At 39.4% G+C, this 20,379-nt stretch carries 19 protein-coding genes, 1 tRNA gene and 1 pseudogene; 9 read left to right on the top strand and 12 right to left on the bottom strand.

From position 1 onward, the window contains the following. From FE392_RS10360 to FE392_RS10350, 3 genes are all read right to left on the bottom strand, one after another. A partial coding sequence (locus tag FE392_RS10360; protein ID WP_319930146.1) for an inverse autotransporter beta domain-containing protein occupies positions 1-1,843 on the bottom strand: 1,843 nt, incomplete at its 3' end. 517 nt (positions 1,844-2,360) lie between these two features. Beyond that, entirely contained in the window at positions 2,361-3,134 is a 774-nt protein-coding gene (locus FE392_RS10355; protein WP_319930145.1) for a DUF2829 domain-containing protein, read from the bottom strand. A 142-nt stretch (positions 3,135-3,276) separates the two neighbouring features. Further along, the gene (locus FE392_RS10350; protein ID WP_319930144.1) at positions 3,277-3,780 is read right to left on the bottom strand and encodes a DUF2867 domain-containing protein; all 504 of its coding nucleotides are present in this window, start codon (positions 3,778-3,780) and stop codon (positions 3,277-3,279) included. Positions 3,781-3,997: 217 nt separating this feature from the next. Here FE392_RS10350 and FE392_RS10345 point away from each other — a divergent pair, with 217 nt between their 5' ends. The 3 genes from FE392_RS10345 (at position 3,998) to FE392_RS10335 (ending at position 6,004) form a co-directional block, all read left to right on the top strand. Next, a complete protein-coding gene (locus FE392_RS10345; protein ID WP_319930143.1) occupies positions 3,998-4,684 on the top strand; it encodes a helix-turn-helix transcriptional regulator in 687 nt (228 codons plus the stop codon). A gap of 140 nt (positions 4,685-4,824) precedes the next feature. After that, positions 4,825-5,634 (top strand): VOC family protein, encoded by an 810-nt coding sequence (locus tag FE392_RS10340; protein WP_319930142.1) that lies wholly within the window; start codon positions 4,825-4,827, stop codon positions 5,632-5,634. Positions 5,635-5,701: 67 nt separating this feature from the next. Beyond that, positions 5,702-6,004 carry a 7(1) septoil knot domain-containing protein gene (locus FE392_RS10335; RefSeq protein ID WP_319930141.1) on the top strand — a complete coding sequence of 101 codons (303 nt, stop codon included), beginning with the start codon at positions 5,702-5,704 and terminating at the stop codon, positions 6,002-6,004. A gap of 44 nt (positions 6,005-6,048) precedes the next feature. On the opposite strand, the gene FE392_RS10330 is transcribed toward FE392_RS10335, so the two are convergent. Continuing rightward, the gene (locus FE392_RS10330) at positions 6,049-6,528 is read right to left on the bottom strand and encodes a hypothetical protein (RefSeq protein ID WP_319930140.1); all 480 of its coding nucleotides are present in this window, start codon (positions 6,526-6,528) and stop codon (positions 6,049-6,051) included. 558 nt (positions 6,529-7,086) lie between these two features. On the opposite strand from FE392_RS10330, the gene FE392_RS10325 reads away from it, so the two are divergent. Then, positions 7,087-7,977: a PhzF family phenazine biosynthesis protein gene (locus tag FE392_RS10325; RefSeq protein WP_319930139.1), complete on the top strand. Its 891-nt coding sequence runs from the start codon at positions 7,087-7,089 to the stop codon at positions 7,975-7,977. Positions 7,978-8,560: 583 nt separating this feature from the next. On the opposite strand, the gene FE392_RS10320 is transcribed toward FE392_RS10325, so the two are convergent. The 4 genes and pseudogenes from FE392_RS10320 to FE392_RS10300 form a co-directional block, all read right to left on the bottom strand. Further along, positions 8,561-8,950 (bottom strand): hypothetical protein, encoded by a 390-nt coding sequence (locus FE392_RS10320; protein WP_319930138.1) that lies wholly within the window; start codon positions 8,948-8,950, stop codon positions 8,561-8,563. A gap of 1 nt (position 8,951) precedes the next feature. Then, positions 8,952-10,127 carry a hypothetical protein gene (locus FE392_RS10315; RefSeq protein WP_319930137.1) on the bottom strand — a complete coding sequence of 392 codons (1,176 nt, stop codon included), beginning with the start codon at positions 10,125-10,127 and terminating at the stop codon, positions 8,952-8,954. Positions 10,128-10,404: 277 nt separating this feature from the next. Further along, positions 10,405-10,863, bottom strand: a pseudogene (locus tag FE392_RS10310) (Hcp family type VI secretion system effector); the annotation flags it as partial. 960 nt (positions 10,864-11,823) lie between these two features. After that, positions 11,824-11,911: transfer RNA gene (locus tag FE392_RS10300), tRNA-Ser, on the bottom strand. Between the two features lie 122 nt (positions 11,912-12,033). On the opposite strand from FE392_RS10300, the gene tusE reads away from it, so the two are divergent. Next, positions 12,034-12,423, top strand: a complete 390-nt coding sequence (tusE, locus tag FE392_RS10295; RefSeq protein WP_319930136.1) for a sulfurtransferase TusE — start codon at positions 12,034-12,036, stop codon at positions 12,421-12,423. A gap of 15 nt (positions 12,424-12,438) precedes the next feature. Here tusE and yccX read toward each other — a convergent pair whose 3' ends face one another. Next, positions 12,439-12,717: an acylphosphatase gene (gene yccX, locus FE392_RS10290; RefSeq protein WP_319930135.1), complete on the bottom strand. Its 279-nt coding sequence runs from the start codon at positions 12,715-12,717 to the stop codon at positions 12,439-12,441. Between the two features lie 224 nt (positions 12,718-12,941). On the opposite strand from yccX, the gene hspQ reads away from it, so the two are divergent. Then, entirely contained in the window at positions 12,942-13,262 is a 321-nt protein-coding gene (hspQ, locus tag FE392_RS10285; protein ID WP_319930134.1) for a heat shock protein HspQ, read from the top strand. 67 nt (positions 13,263-13,329) lie between these two features. On the opposite strand, the gene FE392_RS10280 is transcribed toward hspQ, so the two are convergent. Continuing rightward, the gene (locus FE392_RS10280) at positions 13,330-13,743 is read right to left on the bottom strand and encodes a CoA-binding protein (RefSeq protein ID WP_319930133.1); all 414 of its coding nucleotides are present in this window, start codon (positions 13,741-13,743) and stop codon (positions 13,330-13,332) included. 155 nt (positions 13,744-13,898) lie between these two features. On the opposite strand from FE392_RS10280, the gene mgsA reads away from it, so the two are divergent. Beyond that, the gene (gene mgsA / locus FE392_RS10275) at positions 13,899-14,357 is read left to right on the top strand and encodes a methylglyoxal synthase (protein WP_319930132.1); all 459 of its coding nucleotides are present in this window, start codon (positions 13,899-13,901) and stop codon (positions 14,355-14,357) included. A gap of 47 nt (positions 14,358-14,404) precedes the next feature. Here the strand turns inward: mgsA and helD are convergent, their stop codons facing one another. Beyond that, complete coding sequence (gene helD, locus FE392_RS10270) at positions 14,405-16,459, bottom strand: DNA helicase IV (RefSeq protein WP_319930150.1); 2,055 nt, start codon at positions 16,457-16,459, stop codon at positions 14,405-14,407. Between the two features lie 68 nt (positions 16,460-16,527). Here helD and yccS point away from each other — a divergent pair, with 68 nt between their 5' ends. Beyond that, positions 16,528-18,717, top strand: coding sequence for a YccS family putative transporter (yccS, locus tag FE392_RS10265; protein ID WP_319930131.1), 2,190 nt, complete (start codon positions 16,528-16,530; stop codon positions 18,715-18,717). A gap of 43 nt (positions 18,718-18,760) precedes the next feature. Here yccS and FE392_RS10260 read toward each other — a convergent pair whose 3' ends face one another. Further along, positions 18,761-19,384, bottom strand: coding sequence for a TfoX/Sxy family DNA transformation protein (locus tag FE392_RS10260; RefSeq protein ID WP_319930130.1), 624 nt, complete (start codon positions 19,382-19,384; stop codon positions 18,761-18,763). A 239-nt stretch (positions 19,385-19,623) separates the two neighbouring features. On the opposite strand from FE392_RS10260, the gene sulA reads away from it, so the two are divergent. Further along, positions 19,624-20,232 (top strand): SOS-induced cell division inhibitor SulA, encoded by a 609-nt coding sequence (gene sulA / locus FE392_RS10255; protein WP_319930129.1) that lies wholly within the window; start codon positions 19,624-19,626, stop codon positions 20,230-20,232. Positions 20,233-20,379: the final 147 nt, after the last annotated feature.

Here is a 20,379-nt window from a genome sequence, read left to right as displayed (position 1 = left end):
CTGCGGTATCCGGCGTAAAGGCCACCGCTTGTTGTGCCGAAACCGGCTGTTGATTGTCAATGGAGAGGGAAACCAGCACATCTTTAATCTCAAACTTGCTGGTTAATGTTGCCTTTAATTTTCCTTCGGGATCTGTGGTGAATACCCCATTATTCTCATTTTCTGCGATCAGGGTCAGCCCGGCAACATACTTATTTATACTCCAATTGACCTGCGCAATTCTCTGGTTTCTTGCAGGCTTATTATGGCTATCCAAAATCGTGGCCGTATAAGTGTAACTCTGCTTGCCGTCAGCAATTACAGGCTCTTTTGGTAAAACATCTACTGTACCGACTTTGTAACTGGCAGGCTCCTCCTCAAAACTGACCACGCCCACCAGTTGCGGCGGCTGCCCATCCAATTGCAGATAAACTTTAACCTCTTTATGTGGCTTGGTGCTGGTTAAAACAGGCGTGTTCCTGAAGTGTCCATCCCCATTAAGTTCCGCTGTTTCTGAGCCATCCAATCCCTCAAACTTCAATCCTGAAGCCTCTCCAACTTTCGGTTCCGTTACCCATTGAACCTGTTTTATCGTCGTATTTTTTATTGGTGTTCCATTCACTGAATCAAAAGTAATCACAGGATTAAACGTATATCCGTCCTCTTTCTTACCTGTAGCGAATAACGGCCCTGCTGGTGTGAAATTAGGTTTCTCGTTTTTTTTCAACATAAAAGGCCGAACAGTGACTTGCATTGTCACAGGCGATAATGCCTCGTCATCAAGCAACTCTGCAGAAACATAAACCGGATAATTATTATTTTGATTAATACCTGACACATAGTTAGGTAAAGTGATGTTAACTACCTCACCTATTTCCGGGAAAAGTTTTCCGCCATGCTCTTTAAAGGCTTGGCTGGTTAACCAACGAATTCGTTTAACTGGAGTATTGGCAGTTAATTTAGCTGTGACAACGCGTGATTCCTGACTGTAACCTACGATGTTTTCAGGAGGGGTTATTCTTATAATATTTTTTTTCTGGTGTTCCAGAACAATACTATTATTCCTATCGACTAAATCATAGCGGCTGCCTGCCAGAGTCCGCATGGCATCAACATTTTTTGGCGATAACTGGACACTGAAAGGAACGCCCAATTTATAATTTATATTCGCCATAAATTGCGTTTCAGTATGCCCGCCTTTCCCTTGTTTATAATCCACTCCCACTGTGAGTAAAGGCACTGGGGTATAAGTCAGGCCGAACTTCGCTGCGTTGGGATCTTTCTGTTTAATATTTTGAAATAACGTCACGTCATTGCCGAAATATTGCTCATAAGACAGTTTCGCGCCCAAATTAGGGTATGCAGGCAAGAAAAATTCACCTTTGATGTCATAGCCATTGGCCGGACGTTCCTGAGAATCTCCAAAATCACGTGAATTCTTCCAATCACTCAAGCGCCAATATGTATTGGCAGAAAATTTAATATAATCACTCCAAATTTCCCCCCCAAAACCCAAACGCTGATTTTTTCCTGTTAAATCATGGTCATAAAATGTATTCAGGCCATACATCCAGTTTTGATAAAAATAGCGCCCTCCTATCCCCAAATTGGCAGTATCCCTGTTGTCTCTATTGCGATAACTTAATTGGGAGAAAATTAGCCAATCGGCTTTATTATCGTAAATTGGCCATAAGAAATTGAAGGTACTGTTTTTCAAAGTCCATTGTTTATCCAGGCCAAAATTAATTCTGGCTGTTCCAAACTGGGATAACCATTTTTGAGCTTCAGATGTGACGGTATTGTTAATTTTGTTTAATGCATAGGTTTTAGCCTGTTCAGCCAATTCCGCAGGCGAAGATGACAAGACATTACTTACCGCCTGGATATTGTTAGCAATTATACGGGATGTATCAGAATTTAAGGTTTCATCATTTCTTTTTATAGTTTTATCGCTTACACCTGAACTCAATTTTTTTTCATTTGGGATATCAATAACATCTATCTTGTTTTTATCTACATTACTAAGATGTTCGGTTGAAATAGCATCATTCGAAAACACTTTAATAAATAAAGAAAAAAACAATAAAATAAATAAAACAACAAAACACCCAGTTATTTTACTCTTATATGAAGACATTCATCAACACCCCATAATAACTTAATAAAAATAATTTTTTATTAAAAAGTTAATTTATGAAAAACACATTGACTCTATTTTTATATAGCATAAGAAATGGAAACATGATTAATAGCCAATAATTATCAATTGATAACACAAGGTTATCAGGCATAAATTTAGAAGGGTAAAATGGATACGTTCATTTTATTTTTTTGAATGGCCACACTAACGTGTGGCCTTTAATTGAAAATTAAACGTTTAATTATCTCTTACACCAGTTAAGACAAAAAGTTTTTTTCTCGTTCGTTTTCTTTAATACTTCACCCAAATTTCGGACATCATTTGAACCATATGAAATAGTGTATATATCATTTTTGTCGCTTAAAGGGGGTTCAAAGCCTATAAAATAAGTTACATCGTCGACTGTTATAGAGAGATTTTGCGTAATTAACTCCAGCAACTTGCTATTGTCATCCTTATCTGCTGACACTATCAGATAAAAACGGTCATACGTACTCCAATAGAATGCGAAAACTTGCTTAATCACAGTTTTATTTGAAATCGGTGTTAAAGTGCCAAAAATAGACTGGCTTCCGCTCAGCCATTCTCCACCTTCACCGATATATCCCCAATCATAACCATGATTGAACGAGCCTGTTCCTAATCCAAGCTCAAAGGACATCATACAATCTTCTGATTTTGGCTTGAACAATTCCCAGTCACATGCCATTAAATCTTCTTGAGTCGGTTGCCAAGGCCCCCAGTTACCGTAAATATTTTGTTTATCAATATGGGCTAAATAATCGCCATCACCTTCATCAATCTTTTTGCGTGGAACAAAATTTAATTGTTCTTTTTTAGGCCAACTGCTGCGAGAAACATTATTTCCCAGCTTCAATTGAATCAGCGCCCATGAAAAAGAACCTACCGGTGCAATAATTTTTATTTCCTGATAATCGTTTGGTTCAAACTGGCATTCATGCTCAGGAGATTGATTCTTTTTATCTACAATTTCTGGCTTATTAATTTCAGACATAAATACCTCATTTTTAAAATTAAAGGCGATTTCATCCTACGGCCAAACAACCAAAAATATTATTGAATAAACACCTTTAATTCAACTGAACACATTCATATCGTGAGAGTTATAATTTAATATATACTTATCCCATTTCTAGTTAATATACATCACCAACTTTTGATAACATCGTCCTGACGATACCGGCATGAGTTAAAGACACGGGTATCATATAAGCTTTCCCAAAAAAATTATGTGTTATAACAGATGCTGTTACAGTAGCAATACAACCAATTTTGTGATTATTATTAGGAACAATATTCAGAGATATCATTACCGTTAAATGTATATCTTTCGATAACAAACACATTTCATTATCACTGAGATGTATAATCTCAAAAAAATCGATATAACTTCCAACATGGAATTTTTCATTTGGATTCTTATCAGAGAAACCATGAATTTTTTCTACGCCAGCAAGACTTGAAATTTTATCTCTTATTACAAAAGATAAACGTAGCCATAATGGCATGCCATTTGTCATTTTTTTATAAACATCAATAGCGGTGACTTTTTGAACAGTAAAAACTTTCTGTTGGCTATAATAATATAGCTTATCTTTTTTAGCTAAAAGTAAAACGCCTGACTCATCACGGCAGTACATAATTCACCACTATATTATTTATTATCGCATCATAGAATATACTGGAATAGTAAGTGATAATGATTTAAATATAACTTACTAAATATAGTTAATTAGCACGAACAGTGTAGGTCGGATAGCTTTGTTTCACCGGTTTTTCGTTTATAAATACTGTGCAATGATAATGATGTATCATAATATGATCATAATAAACTAATTAGTTTGAAGGAATATTGAATTGTCCAGAGCACAGCGTTTGTTATCTCTTATGGAAGTGTTACGTAGTTACCACTTTCCAGTACAAGGTAAGGTTCTGGCTCAGAAATTAAATATTAGCTTGAGGACACTTTATCGGGACATCGCAACCTTACAGGCTCAAGGAGCCATCATTGAGGGCGAAGCCGGTGTAGGTTATGTTTTACGGCCGGGATTTGTTTTGCCGCCACTGATGTTGACACAAAATGAAATAGAGGCCTTGGCATTGGGCGCTCGTTGGGTTTCTAAGCGTACAGACTCACAGTTAAAAGCAGCTGCAAATAGCGCACTCAACAAAATTGCAGCAGTGATCCCGATAGAACTAAAACAAACTTTAGAGAACGATTCATTATTGGTTGGTACTGCTTCTGTGGAAACGCAATCCATTGTTGATATTCAACAAATAAGGTGGGCAATTCACCACAGACATAAAATCACCATCATGTATATGGATCTGAAAGGAAATCAATCAGAAAGAACGATATGGCCATTTGCATTTGGTTATTTTGAAAATATCAGTATTGTCATTGGTTGGTGTGAGTTACGGGCCGAATTCCGCCATTTCAGGTCAGATAGAATTGTTCATTTAACCGTAGAAAATTGTTGTTATCCCCGATCAAGGCAATCCTTGCTTAAAGAGTGGCGGGAAAAGGAAAAAATACCTCATTGACATTATTCCACATTCAATTCGTTTTCTGATTTTATATGAAAGCCACCTAACGAAAACACTGCTGACAGAAACTGTCACTGCCTATTGCTATTCTACAGGCTCTTAATATTTTGTGTCAGTAGTTGACCTTGGAGGCGTTCATGTTAACCCTAACTTTTTCGACTTCACTAAATGCAAAACCCTCTCGAATCTGGGCTCACTATGTTGATTTTGAACTAAGAAAAAAATGGGAGATCGGCTTAGAATCTTTTCATTTTGAAGGCGAAATTAAGACCGGGCAATATGGCAGAATGATATTGAATGGCATGCCTGAAACCCGCTTCTACCTTGTGAAGGTCGAAATAAATAAGCAATTTACTGCTCAGGTTAATCTTCCTCATATGGGAATGTTAACTTTTTGCCACCAGATTTTAACTGATGAAAGCAATATGGCAAATTGTGTTCAAGTGACAGTTTCTTTTGAACCGAATGCTGATATTTCTGATATTCAATCCGAAAGTTTTTTTAAACAGATTACACAAGATTTGGTTGATACAATATCAAGGTTGAAAACGTTGGTTGAAAAAAGCGAGATAATAGAATCTATCGCTGTGAAACCTAATCTTCAGTTGGTTTATGTTTCCGACATTGAGCGTTCCACCGATTTTTATAAAACTATTCTCAATGTGGAACCTATTTTTTCCAGCCCGAGATATGTGGCATTTTCTGTAAGTAACGAGGCTATTTTCGCGCTTTGGAGTGGAGGTGCAAAACCAGACAAAATTGCCCAGCGGTTTTCAGAAATTGGCATCATGTTGCCCTCCAGCAATGATGTTGAGCAGCTTTTTGAAGATTGGAAAAAACATCCGGACATTAACATTGAACACGAGCTTTATACAGACGTTTTTGGCCAGACTTTTCTGGTGAAAGATCCTGATGGTCATATTATTCGAGTATGTCCTTTGGATTAAAATAGTGCCATCCGGCATATGATTAGATTGCCATTGTTTGGATAATCTGTAATGAACAGGAGTTCACATGAAAAAATTAGCCATTCTGTTAGTTGCTACATTACTTTCATTTGGGGTTTACGCTAAAAACAAAGTCGATGTTTCCAAGATATATGGAAACATCAAGGTGGTGAATTCCGGCGCAGATTATAAAGTGAAGATTGCGAACTCATCACCTGATCTGAAAGTCAACGTTGTTACTGGCACTGCAAATTCACCGGGGCAATGGCGAATGGTGACAACATCACCTGATTACACAATCCAGTTCGTCGACTCATTCCCGGATTTTACTATTAAATATGTCGATTCATTTCCCGGGCCAGTCAAATAGTTAATCGTATAGCTGGAGGGCTACATTGCCCTCCAACATACTGACTATTTAAATGTTATTTTTATATTTTTATCTTGCATTGAATAATAATCGATAAATTTATTATGGCATTCTACTTCGCCGCAAGTCGCCTCACTTACCAATCCATTGCATCCTTTCACTGTTATAAGCCATTTGAGCGGAGCGCCAACTAAGCCATCAAAGATGGCATCAACATCAAAAAATAATCCACAACTCGCTATATCCTCACCTTGCGGGTAACGGACAGACCAATTCACATATCTATTGGAAGATCTACAATTAAGAAAGCTATCACTATCCTTTAAAACTATTTTTCTGTTCTCATTCTTAGGGACAATTATATGTGCATCACCAGCGTCATTCATACAATAATCACCCTCTTTATCGATATATATTTTTTTATTAGAAGAATTTACAAACTCAATATTATATAACGTTTCAGCAAACACAGGTTGTATGAATAAAAACAGAAAAAACAAGACCGACCCAGATATAATTTTCATACTATTTTCCTTTTGATGAAATCATTAAAGAATATTTTACTCATGTTTCATTGTTCACTTCCTCATCCCCAATAGAGTACCTAACTGATAACTTCCATATAATATAAATTAACCGCCTATCTATTTCAGTATAATTAGATATCATTGATGGTGATAACTCAAAAACCAGCAGAGGATTGAGGCGATTTAGTTTATTCACATTATTTCACTGAACCAATACTAAATAAGCAACTTCAGTAAATAAGGGATTAATAAAAAGTACACCATATAATTGGGCACCTTAATTCAGTTGTTACGGACCGATTTCGAGCAGGCCGGGCGGTTATTTTTTTACAAGCTTTCTTCCCTAAAAGATGGTAGAACAGATTTTTGTAGTTAAAAGAAAGGGATCGATGGTTAGTGAAAGTGTTCAACAGGCCATTGCATTGAGAAACGATCGAGCTTCTGCTGAACTTGCCAGTCCCTCACACATAATGAAGATATCCTGACCTATCAATGTGCGATCAAGTTTTACTCTCAATACTTAGATCGAATCTGGTTAAAACGCGGGAGCAACAGATGCAACAAAACGAGGCGACACGCCCGATTGAGCACGATATCAAGGTACATCTTGTAAACTCATTTACCCGGAATAATTCTGGCGGCAATCCCGCGGGTGTTGTTCTCAATCCACCGGACCTGAGTGACGCGCAAAAAATAGCTATCGCGCAGCAGGTGGGTTTTTCCGAGACAGCATTTGTCTATGCTGGCGAGGATACAGATTTCAAGGTGGATTTTTTCACACCAGAAGGGGAAGTGGACTTTTGCGGGCATGCGACATTAGCCGTTTTTTTCACCCTGGCTTCACTCGATCTGCTTGCACCGGGCTATTACACGCAAAAAACCAAAGCTGGTATTCTAAATGTAGCCGTAAGCCCCCACAATGTCGTCATGGAACAGCCCCTGCCTATCACGCGGAAAGGGCCTGATGTCGAAGATATCGCAATTGCTCTCGGAGTACACCGCGAGGTCATTACGAGAACCGGCTTGCCCATCGAGATTATCTCAACTGGATTACCGGATATCCTTATTCCCGTGCAACCCGGCCAGTTAGACACCCTGCGACCCGATTATGAAGCTATCGCAAACCTGAGCCGCACATTCGGCACTATCGGCTTTCACGTATTTGAGCTAAGCCGCGATGCATCCATCACAGCCCATTGCCGAAATTTCGCACCGCTGTATGGCATAAATGAAGAATCCGCAACCGGCAGTGCCAGCGGCGCTCTGGGGTGTTATCTGGTCAATCATGTTCTACCCGGCGAATCTCATTTCCTGTTAGAGCAAGGCCGGGCTATGGGATGCTCCTCCCTGATCCAAGTGACGATTGATACACAAGCGCAGACGATTAGCCGCGTTAGAGTCGGTGGAGAAGCAACCATGATCGGCACAAAAATGGTTAGGCTTTAAAAAGATAAATGAAAACTTTCTGCATAAACATGGCTGTCAGCCAGAAGAAAGGTTCTAGTAAGAAAAACTGAGAAATTCGTTAACGTAAATGTGGGCATAATATCATGCTCGCATCTATGAGATACAAAGACACCAACTAGGTCTGGCGCAGGATTATTCCCTGCCCTGCCAGTAATGATTGTGTACTTCCATACTCTCCGCAATGCGGGCGGATCTTCTTTAACTGACTGGCAGAGTTCTAGCCTGACTGTGTTCTTCATCAGCCAGTGGCTCATCATAACGGGTGATTTCAGTATTCAAGTATTGGACTGGCTGCGCAGTTCGACGAATTGCTTGCCTTTTCAGGTATTGAGTGAGTGCTTTTCGTTTTCAGCTTGAGTGTGCAATGAATGCATCTGCTCGATAAGGATTGCCTTTTGCTGACTTAATTCAAATAGTTTTTTCATGGTGTTTTTTATTTCTATTTGTTTTCAAAGAAATATATTTAATAGCATAAAAAACAATAACAAAGAATAATTTCCATGTTGTTCGAGCATACAAAAATATAAAAATGGCGAACTCAATCGCCATTCCTGTAACTATATTATTCCTTTGCTTTTATATTGTAGGTCTTATGAAATTTAGTAGGGCTTTTAAACATATGACCATAAACTGCTCCGGATACATTGACTTTCAAATAACCCGTTTTGGTAGGAATGCCTTTTACTATAAAACAATTAAAATCTTTTCTTGATACTGTATCTTCCGTTATTATATTTTTAGATCGCTCGCATTGTTGAATATACAATCCAAAGTCATCAGGAGTGATGTTGTTATTCGGTGTTATAACACCACCTCCACTTATATTTACAACGCTATAATATGGTTTCCCAACCTGAGCATCAGGTAAATAATCACCCTTAGGTGAAAAAGAAACATTACTACCACAAGCCGTAAGAAAAAAAACACAAACAATTAAAGTGTATTTATACATTTTATTTCATTGGCTTAAATACCAACCCTCCAAATAATTGATTTAAAAATGAGTCGACTGTAGTATTTTCTCTTACTTGTTGATAAACATCTCCCCATGAGAACAAATTTAGTTCAATATTTCCATTAACTTCTTCCGCAGCATCTTTCCATACAACCCAATGGCTTTTATATGTTAAGCCATCTGTTCTTCCCCTGCCTAACACAGTATCAGATATCAATGTTATTACTTTATAGCCTTTTAGCACATAATCATTCAGTGTATTAAAATCATCTATATTACAATGCGATAGGCTTATATTATCAAAAACCTTTTCATATCCTGCTTTTTCAAACCATTCTGATAACATATTCCACATAGTAATTCCCGCTGCTGGAGCACTTACCTCATCATAACTAAAAATTATATTTTCTGAATCTCTTAAGCTTGCTAACGTTATCCAATCCAAACCCGAAATCTTTTCGTCCTTGCCATCATAAAATGTCCCTTTAGGATGTCGGCAACCGTCACCCGGTTTAATTTCCAACTGGCCTATTTTAGTTCTCCCATATTGCCATAATTCACGGGAAACCTGCTCATAAATATCAGGCCTGTCTATTTGCAAACAATAGAAAAAAGCAGCTGGGCCACACAAACTAGCCCACCCTTGACTTGGATAAGTTCTTTTAGATAGCCTATTTTGAATTTGTGATTCTACTTTATTCTTCTCAAAGGGATCATCAGGATGACCAATGGGATATTCTTTAGCAATAAAAGGCCGTTCAGGAATGGTGATTTTTAATTCGACGGTATTATCTCCGTCGCTGACAGGTTTTGTTTCAACCGTACTTTCAAAATAACAGGCATTTTCCCATTTTTTCTCTGAACAGGCTTTACCGGAGGTTAATTCACCAAGGGTATACATTTTCTTAAAATGGGTTTGCAGTGCCGGAAATATATTTGAGCCATGTTTGCGGTGCAGCATAATCTGCATGATATAAATCACGGAAAGATCGTCGTCTGTTTCCTGCGTGATATGCTGTTGCGTTTCATAATTACTCTGTAATTTCTCCTGAAAAACATCAAGCAATATATGGAAACTGCCTTTAGCATCCTGCCGATAAATGGCTAAATCGTAAAGCAGATTTTCAACAGGTACGTTGGATTCTATTTTGGTCTGAACCGTATAGGTTGGCATGGTATTAATCCTTTAAAATGTGAAAACTCAGGTTCTTCTTGTCATCCGTGAGATGCCATTGGGTAAAACCCTGCTTATCAGTCGTCCCTGTTTTTATCTGACCATCCGGCAGGCAAACCCGATATTTACACCCAATGAAAAGATTTCCTTCATCATCCGTACAACGATAGCGCGCATGATGACGTGAATCTTTCACCGATTCTTCATTAACCAGCGGCTTAATATTCGAGAATCCGGATAAAAGTGGTTTGCCTTCTTCACGCCCGGCTAATTGTGTAATGCTGTAACCCGAAGTCCCTGCGGCGATATGGTTACATGAAATGGATTTGTAATCGAGCTGTACCGTTTCATACGGTATCTGGTCATTACTGTTTATTGAGTGAGGGTAATGACAGGTAAAATCAACAATAGTTGCGCCTGTTAGCTTGATTTCATAAAAGGCTTCCAACTGTCCCAACGGGCTTGTCCGGTAACATAAAAAAGCAGCTTCTAACAATTCGTTACCGTCAATTGCCATCGCTAACAGCGGTGAGGATTTATCAATAGGCTTAGTAAAACTAACAGGATGATGATGCGCGTTTTGGTCACGGCTCACCGAGTGATTCACACCCAGTACCTGGATTTCATCTTCTCGCCCTGCCTGATAACGATTACCAATAGATTCCGGAGTGGAACAGCCCGCTGAAATAAGCCCTTGCTTCTTGCCTTTTAACGACAGGTAAATGATGTGTGACATTCTTGTCTCCTGTAACAGCACTTTCGATAAATGCTCAGTGAAACAAGATACAACAGAATTATTTATCTATTCCAGCATGAATAAAAGCCTATCAATGAAATTGTGATTAACTTCTACTCTTAAATAAAATCAGATAATTACCTAGTGTGAATTTCAGATAGTACAAAAAAATAAAAACCGAATTACGTCCTATATTTGCTTTATCCGGTTTATTTTATTTACCAGCCCCCCCCTAAAAATATAGGCATAAATATAGCTTGAATCCTGTTCTTTTACATATGGGATATATCTACCTAGGCAGGTATATCCCATCCTCCATTGGAGTATAGTGAGATTCTATGCGAATGGTGAACCCTGTGATATTCCCGAGGGATGTCGCTTGGTTGTCCGTGTTCAGATGCCAGAGGGTTCGGTGTGGAATTGTGCGCAGGGGAAGATGATATCAAATTCAACCCGCAACTTTCGGCGGGTTGAAATTATTCAGATTGCATTAGGTTAGAATTAAGCTGCTCTTACTATGTAATTGAATGCAACGTTGTGGGGACGGGTTTCTGATGCGGTTCTAGCGACCCTAGATGCATCAAAGCTCCAATCGCCGTTCGTAGGAAATGATCCGGAGTTATGCCCCGCCCAATCAATAGTATTAAATTTCGCCTGAAAAGCTCCACTTGCGCGCGGAGCCTCAACCCCTTTTACCATTCCGAGTGATCCTGTAATATTTTGTCTTGGGGTTTTACTGTTTCTACCTGCCGAGCTGTTAGTTTCATGTTTCTAGCATCCTCACCCCTCACAGTAATGGGGGTATTTTTTTAGGGGGTACAAAAATATATCCCTATATATATCCCCTGATTGGGGTACATTGCGATAGATGCTAGTAGACGTAAGTAGAGCTTAATTTGGGAATTTTCTTTGATTTTACTGGGAAAAGTAGACTTTAGGAGACGCTAGTATAAGTGTAGATGGCGGAGGAGGAGAGATTCGAACTCTCGGATGGTTTCCCATCGGCGGTTTTCAAGACCGCTGCCTTCAGCCGCTCGGCCACCCCTCCGCGATGTCGAGCACTATAAACATCACGGTTCTCGTTGTAAAGTACTTATCTGTTCAACTGTCGTTAATTTACTCATATTATTATCTATTGGTTTATTTATTCAGCATGTTTGGCAATCCTTCTTGGGAATAGCGGCAATTTTTGCTAAATTGCGCTCATCGTTATTAGATGGTCAGAAAGTTATGTTGGTATTTCAAGGTCGTGAGATCGAGACGGATGCTCAAGGTTATTTAAAAAACAGCCGTGACTGGCAAGAAGAAATGGCTCCCCTCCTTGCCAAGCAGGAAGCAATTACTTTAACCGAGCAGCATTGGGAAGTTATACGTTTTGTTCGTGAATTCTACGAAGAATTTAATACTTCCCCTGCTATTCGAATGTTAGTTAAAGCCATCTCGCAAAAATATGGAGAGGAAAAAGGAAATAGCCGCTATCTCTACCGACTATTTCCAAAAGGGCCGGCAAAACAAGCCACAAAAATTGCTGGCCTTCCAAAACCAGTTAAATGTATTTGATTCATTCATCCGTCATTAATGGCGGATGCTAAAATCATTCATTTCTTCTATTTCACAAAACTGAGATTGAAAATGATCGATTCGGGAACCCGGCGGGCCTCCCTGTTCCAACCAATGAGTTAACATTTTGATTTGTCCGTCATTACCACTGGCAACAATTTTAACGCTGCCATCATCCATATTACGAACATATCCAACCAGCTTATTTTTCTTTGCCCAATGATATGTTTGATAACGAAATCCAACTCCTTGAACTCGACCGTAAACATAAATAGTAATGCTGTATTGAGTCATAGCCGTTTCCTCCCCAAATGAGATAGTAAGATCTTTGAAACGTTGATCCCACTTTTGGTATTGTATTTTATATACGCAACAGCTAACCTGAAAATATGGGGTGGAGATCACATGCCACCTCGGTTTCAAAAATCATGCAGAAATTCCGGCTACCGGGTGTGCGCTTGAAATTTATCTTACTGTCCTCATATAAGAATCATTGCAAGGTTTCTCAGGAGGTGACTATGATGATCGCCAGCAAATTCGGTATCGGCCAGCAAGTACGACATAGATTGCTGGGTTATTTAGGTGTTATTGTAGATATTGATGCTGAATATTCTTTAGAACAACCACAGGACAACGATATCGCATCAAATGCCACCTTGCGTTCAGCGCCGTGGTATCACGTTGTAATGGAAGATGATGATGGACAACCTGTCCACACTTATCTGGCCGAAGCTCAATTGACTTACGAAACATCAGATGATCATCCGGAACAACCTTCTCTGGATGAGTTGGCTGAATCTATCCGTAGTCAGTTGTTAGCTCCACGGCTGCGAAATTAAACATTTTTTATATCTTATACATCAATCATTCCAGTAAGGTGATGAATATAAACTGTCATCGCCTTATTTATTTCTCCATCCCCAAGCGCGGGATTTCTATTTTTGGGCAACAATCCATCACAACTTGCAATCCTTTACTCTCTGCCAATAATTTTGCTTTTTCATTAATGACGCCTTTTTGTAACCAAAGCACTTTTGCACCGATTGCGATTGCTTCTTCAGCAACACCATAAGCCGCGGTTGCATTGCGGAATACATCAACCATATCAACTGCCTGTTCTATATCGGCCAATTGACTGACGACCAATTGACCCAACAATTTTTTTCCCGCTAATTTCGGGCTGACAGGAATAACTTGATATCCTTGGCTCAGCAGGTATTGCATCACCTCGTGGCTTGGGCGATTTGTTTTCTCGCTTGCCCCTACTAATGCAATGGTTCTGACCTTTCCCAAAATATCCGCTATCTGTTGATCTTTCATTGGAACTCCATATTGCTCTTAACCATTACTCCATGATGTAACAGAGATTTTCATTTGGTTTATCTGCTACAGTGTTTATGATAATCACGGTTCTTTTTTTATTATCTTGCCATTTAAAAAAATGGTAAATAATTTATTCGAATAAAGGTATCACCATGGAATCAACGGTTCGCTCCTTGACAGAATCAAAAAAAATCGCACTTGTAGCACATGACCATTGCAAAAAATCCCTTCTGGCCTGGGTCAATGCCCATAAAGATTTATTAGGAAAACATGTTTTATTTGCGACGGGCACGACGGGGCATTTAATTCAACAAGAAACGGGATTGCCCATGACTAATATGTTGAGTGGGCCAATGGGTGGGGACCAACAAATTGGGGCTTTGATTTCTGAAGGTAAAATCGATGTTTTAATCTTTTTTTGGGATCCTTTGAATGCAGTGCCCCATGATCCCGATGTCAAAGCTCTGCTACGTCTCGCAACAGTTTGGAATATTCCCGTTGCAACAAATCGTTCAACAGCTGATTTTCTTATCCATTCGACACTTTTTTCGACCAAGATAGATATTTGCGTACCTGATTATCAACGCTATCTCAATGAAAGATTAAAGTAGCCAGAACGGGGAGAGCCAAATTCTCCCCATTGAAATTGCACAGTGGTTTATGGTTTACGCTGAACGGGCACACCCAACTGCGTTAATTGATGAATAAACACCGAAGGGTTTTTCGGCTCCTGCAGCAACCAAAGCTGCTTTTTTGCTCTTGTCAGGGCTACATACAACAAGCGACGTTCTTCTGCGTCAGGAAAATCTTCAGGCTGAGGCAGCAAAACTCGCTCCATTGTGGATTCCCGTTCAGGCGCAGGAAACCCATCTTTTCCCTGTTGTAACCCCAAAATCACCACATAATCTGCTTGTTGCCCCTTAGATGCATGAATTGTCATAAATTCAATGTTCAAATTCGGCCAACGGGTCGACGCTTTTTTCAATAATTCAGGCTTCAAATGGTGATAACGCGCCAGCAGTAAAATAGTTTCCTGTTTAGTGACATAACCACTCATTTTATTAAGCAAGGCTTCCAGCTGTTCTTCCGGTAAAATCACAATTGACTTTTTATTGCCTTTTATCAGGCTATTTAGTGGCTTAGATAATTGATTCGGGTTTTGTTGGATAAATCGGTTAGCAATTTCGCCTATACGATCATTAAAACGATAAGTCGTATCCAGTGCACATTCTGCACCTTCGCCAAAATAAGCTGAAAATGCTGTCGTTAATGTTAATTCAGCACCACTGAAACGATAAATGGCCTGCCAATCATCTCCCACCGCAAATAGATGACTCTGTTTATTTTGGGCTTTTAATGCCGTTAATAAATTGGCTCTAAGTGGTGAAATATCCTGAAATTCGTCCACTAATATATGTTTCCAAGGGCTGATAAAGCGCCCTTTTTGCAGAATATTCACAGCCTGATGGATTAAACCCGAAAAATCAACCGCCCCTTCAGACTTTAAGGCTGATTTCCAAGCCTTCAACAAAGGAGCCATCAGCCGTAAGCGTTTCTGAAAAATATCGGCATAAGCAGCTGGTGCCTGCTCAGCCATTTCTTTCTGGCTGCCGCCGTGCATGCGTATCAACCCCAACCAACGTTCCAGGCGAACAGACAAGCGAGTTGCCAATTGCTTATCGTGCCAGTATTCACCTTCTGGTACTTGCCAATCCAGTTCTTCATCCAACCACTCCCGCCAGCCTTTTGCCTGTGCTTTTTTTTCTCCACACTGCTTTTGCCATTCTTGAATAAGAAAATCCCGGCGCTTTTGGGTATCTGTTTCCAACTCACTAATTTTAGGAATTTTATTGCTGCCTTGTTGGATTATATACAATGCTAAGGCATGAAATGTTTTTGCTTTTATCTCGTCTGTTCCTAAGCGGGCTTGAATGCGCTCATTCATTTCATCGGCGGCCTGACGGCCAAAAGCCAGTAGCAGAATTTGTTCAGGAAGTGCTTGTTGACGCAATAGCAGCCATCCGGCACGAGCAACCAAAACAGATGTTTTTCCACTCCCCGCCCCAGCCAAAACCAGAACATTTTTCTCGCCGTTAATCACCGCCTGACACTGGGAACGATTAAGCGGTGAGGTTTCTACGGTTCGGAAAAATTCGTCATATTGTGCCAAAGTGCGATCAACCCATTGCTGATTGCTGGCTTGAAGTATTTTTTTGCCTTCATTCAGCCAACTCAGGCAAATTTGATAATTCTCGCGGCAATTTTCAAATTGTTCAACGCGCTGTAATGGTAAAGGCAGAGCCTGAAATGTTTCTTGAATTTGTTGCTGCAATAACACTAAGTCAGAACTTTTTAGCCAACGGTCTTGTTGTTCTATTTTATTGATTTCATTCACTTGTGAAGCTAAAACATCAGCACTGACATCACTCATATCAGTGCTCCATTTTTGCCACTCTCTCAGCAAGTAATGATAAAAACCCTGAGTTTGTTGCCATTCTGTACCATGCAGACGAACCACTTTTCCTTCAGGTAATTCAAATTCCAGTTCCCCCCAAACAATCCCTCGCTTACACTGAATACCAATTAGTTGATTAAATGGAATAAGGTATTGGTGTTTGTCACCGCTGACTTCGATGCCAGCATTAAGTAAGCGCACCCGGTTATAAGGATGCTGTGCGAGGCGTTGGCCAATTTGCGTTGATTTTAGTTCCATTGTCATGGGGCACCATACCTGAAAGTTGTTGAACTACTTCATCACGTAAATGTTGTTAGGGGTATTTTGTGCGAACGGTTTTATCCAACTCCCGTCATTTTCTGTATAACAGTCATGTCCTCTATTATATCCGTATATTCATTGCACTAACAGGAACTACCCTCTTGCCCTGGCTATTGGGGGAAGAACTTAAAATAACAATTCCTCTGTTATTGGGTGTGGTCGCAGCAGCGTTGACAGATTTAGATGATCGTTTAGTGGGGCGCTTGCGCAATCTTATCATTACCTTAATTTCTTTCTTTGCTGCTTCAGCCTCGATCACGTTATTGTTTCCCTACCCCTGGCTGTTCATTATTGGATTGGCGATATCCACTTGTGGTTTTATCCTGCTTGGCGCATTGGGGCAACGCTACGCAACCATTGCCTTTGGCGCGTTGTTAATTGCCATTTATACCATGCTTGGTTCATCAATATTTCCTCTCTGGTATCAACAACCAGTATTGCTGCTTATTGGCGCCATTTGGTATAACTTGCTGACATTAACAGGACATTTGCTTTTCCCAATCCGCCCTTTGCAGGAAAATTTGGCGCGTTGTTACCAACAGCTTTCATCTTATCTCTATGCAAAAACCAGCCTTTTTGACCCCGATTCAGACGCCGAGGAATATAAACAGTCCATGTTTGATGTTGCTATGGCGAACAGTGCGTTAGTCACGACACTTAATCAGGCAAAAATGTCTTTACTCACTCGATTAAAGGGTGACCGAGGGCAAAGGGGCACCCGCCGTACATTACATTATTATTTTGTAGCACAAGATATTCATGAACGGGCCAGTTCATCGCATTTCCAGTATCAGAAATTAAGAGAAATTTTTCGCCACAGCGATATTATGTTCCGTTTTCAACGATTACTTTCTATGCAAGCCCGGGCATGTGAACAAATTTCTCAATCCATCATCCTGCATAAACCATATCAGCATGATCCACGCTTTGAGAATGCATTTAACTATCTTGAAAGCTCCCTTGAACGTTTGAATCACAATCAAGTCAATAGCGCTAAGATAATGGCATTTGATAATTTGCTAAAAAATCTACGCGCAATTGATACTCAATTATCCGGATTAAGCTCTGATCAGTATGTACTCTCCCAAAATACTTCACCAATCGATAAATCAGAAGACATCCAATTATCTGATGAAGATTTAACTGGCTGGCGTGATATATGGTTTAGGATCAGAAGTAATTTAACACCAAAATCTGCCTTATTTCGCCATGCGATCCGAATGTCTGCCCTTCTGTGTACTGGTTATGCCATTATTCAACTGTTTGATATACAGCGTGGATATTGGATCTTGCTGACAAGTTTATTTGTCTGTCAACCCAATTACAGTGCTACTCGCCGCCGTTTGGCCCTACGTGTCATTGGTACTTTAGCAGGCATTTTACTTGGCCTGCCCATCCTTTATTTCGTGCCTTCCATTGAAGGGCAGTTAGTGTTAATTGTTATCTCAGGCGTTTTATTCTTTGCTTTTCGCAATAGCCAATATGCACACGCAACATTATTTATCACTTTGCTGGTATTACTGAGTTTCAACTTATTGGGTGAAGGCTTTGAAGTCGCATTGCCAAGAATTATCGATACATTAATAGGGTGTGGAATTGCTCTACTTGCCGTCAGCTTCATCTGGCCAGATTGGAAATTTCGCCAATTACCTCAAGTTATTAACCGGACACTAAACGCCAATTGCCGTTATCTTAATGCAATTTTAGTGCAATACCATCAAGGCAAGAATAATAGCCTCGATTATCGAATCGCCCGCCGTGATGCCCATAATTGTGATGCAGAGCTGGCATCCGTTATTTCGAATATGGCATCAGAACCGAAAAATTACCGTATATCCCAAGAGGCTGCTTTTCGCTTATTGTGCCTTAATCATACAATGCTGAGTTATATTTCAGCATTGGGAGCTCATCGAGAGAAGCTTAATGATACCACCATCCTGAATATTCTTAATGATGTCATTCATCATGTTGAATCCATACAAGGCCAAATGAATACTGAGGCTTTGCAACTGACAGTGAATGATTTAATTGAAAAAATTAATCTGTTATCTTTTGAAAGCAGCGCCAAGACCTCCCCTATATTACAGCAAGCTGCATTACATCAGATAATATTCCAACAAATAACCTTATTGGCTGAATTGTTGCCTGAATTAGTTAGCTTAACAAAGCAAATTAACGAACTAGAAAGCCTTTAAATTAAAAATAGGGGCTATGCCCCTACTCACCCAATATCACTGACTATGAATGATAATCTGGATTTTGGTGAACCAGTTCGCTATGCCAGTTGATAAGCTCTTCACGTAATTGCTCCGGCAACACTGCAACGTGGCACCCTTCTATCGCTCCTGCTAACGCAAGCAATAAACTGATACTGGATTTTTTTCTGTGCTGTTGTAGCTTAAGGTAAGCCACTTTTGCCCCTAACATTCGTAGCTCTTCTACTTTAGAGATACCAACTTTCCATAATTGCCTCTCTAATGCTATCCCTAAATTAGGGAGATCTTTGAGCCTGAGAGGGACATTTTGTCTATCGATAATTTCTTCCATGGTATATCGATAAGCCAAATGTGCATATTCAGATAATTGTTTTTGATCTTGCCAGAGTGATTCATTGACTCGGTAATAGCGCAAGGTCACAGGTATCCCCCTTTTCGAATAAACAAATTTTTCCATACCTCTGGCCTTAAATAATAATTCTGCGTTACTATTTCCTCGCAAATAAAGTTCCCCATCAGAACTAATGGCAAATAACACACCATCAATTAGCAAACCAATGCCACCAAATTGAGACTTCTTCTTAAGATTCCCCAGTGAAGATACACCGTGTTGCAATTGAGCAAAACGAGCTCCCGATAAAAACATCTTTATCACTCCATGAATTACATTCCAAAGTAATGTTTATTCAAATCAGCTATTAATAAAATAGATAACAAGAACAATTAATTAAAACCATACGCAATCTATTTCCAACTGCCAATCGTTAAGTCAGAAAAATCCTAATTTCTGTGAAATTTTGCGAAGCGCTTTGAAAAAAAGAAACTTGCTTTTAATCAAATAGCGTTATACTGTATAAAAATACAGTATAGGTAATGAGGAACATTATGAGCATTCAATCATTGTGGGAATATTCCACCCGAAAGAAAACAACAGCGACTAATGCAGATACCAATACGATTATCCGTACAGGTGACAATGAAGCAGTAAAAGAAAATAAAACAGATCAAACAATGGTTGGGATAACCATGAAGAAACTGTCTTTTAGCGAATCATCTCTATGCCTTTCACATGTAGCAAAAGGGATGGTTAGTGAATTGATTTACAATGAATTTCAACCTGGCATTAATCACGTTCTGCTTCCTTTATTGCGCCAATCTGGTAAGGAAGATAGGTGGCTACTTTGGGTTACTCCTAATAAAAAGCTAAGCCGCCAGTGGTTAATAAGTTCTGGGCTTCCTTTAAATAAAGTTATACAGCTGAATCAAATCCGCCCTATCGCCTCAATTGATGCGATGGAAAAAGCATTGGCAAGTGGTAACTATAGTGTCGTATTGGGTTGGCTGCCTGAATTGTCTCAACAGGAAATAAATAAATTGCATCAGGCTGCACAGAAAGGAACTTCTGTCGGTTTTATTATGCGCCCGCAAAATTTGGTACGCCAATTTATGTCTGAACCAAATAGGTTACAAATTTACTCTAATTACTATCATTGACCGATATTAGGAATTATCTCAATATTTTTTATAAAAAATCAGCTACTAAATGATAGCTACTCTTATTCATAATAAAAATCAACACATTAATATCTCTATTAATGTAAATGTTCGTCAAAAATATATAAGTTTTGTAGCCTCAAAAAT

Origin of the sequence: Xenorhabdus santafensis (assembly GCF_033949405.1) — a bacterium.
GTDB classification, from domain to species: Bacteria; Pseudomonadota; Gammaproteobacteria; order Enterobacterales; family Enterobacteriaceae; genus Xenorhabdus; species Xenorhabdus santafensis.
Note: the sequence above shows the minus strand (reverse complement) of the source record. Positions and strands in the feature narration are given on the sequence as shown.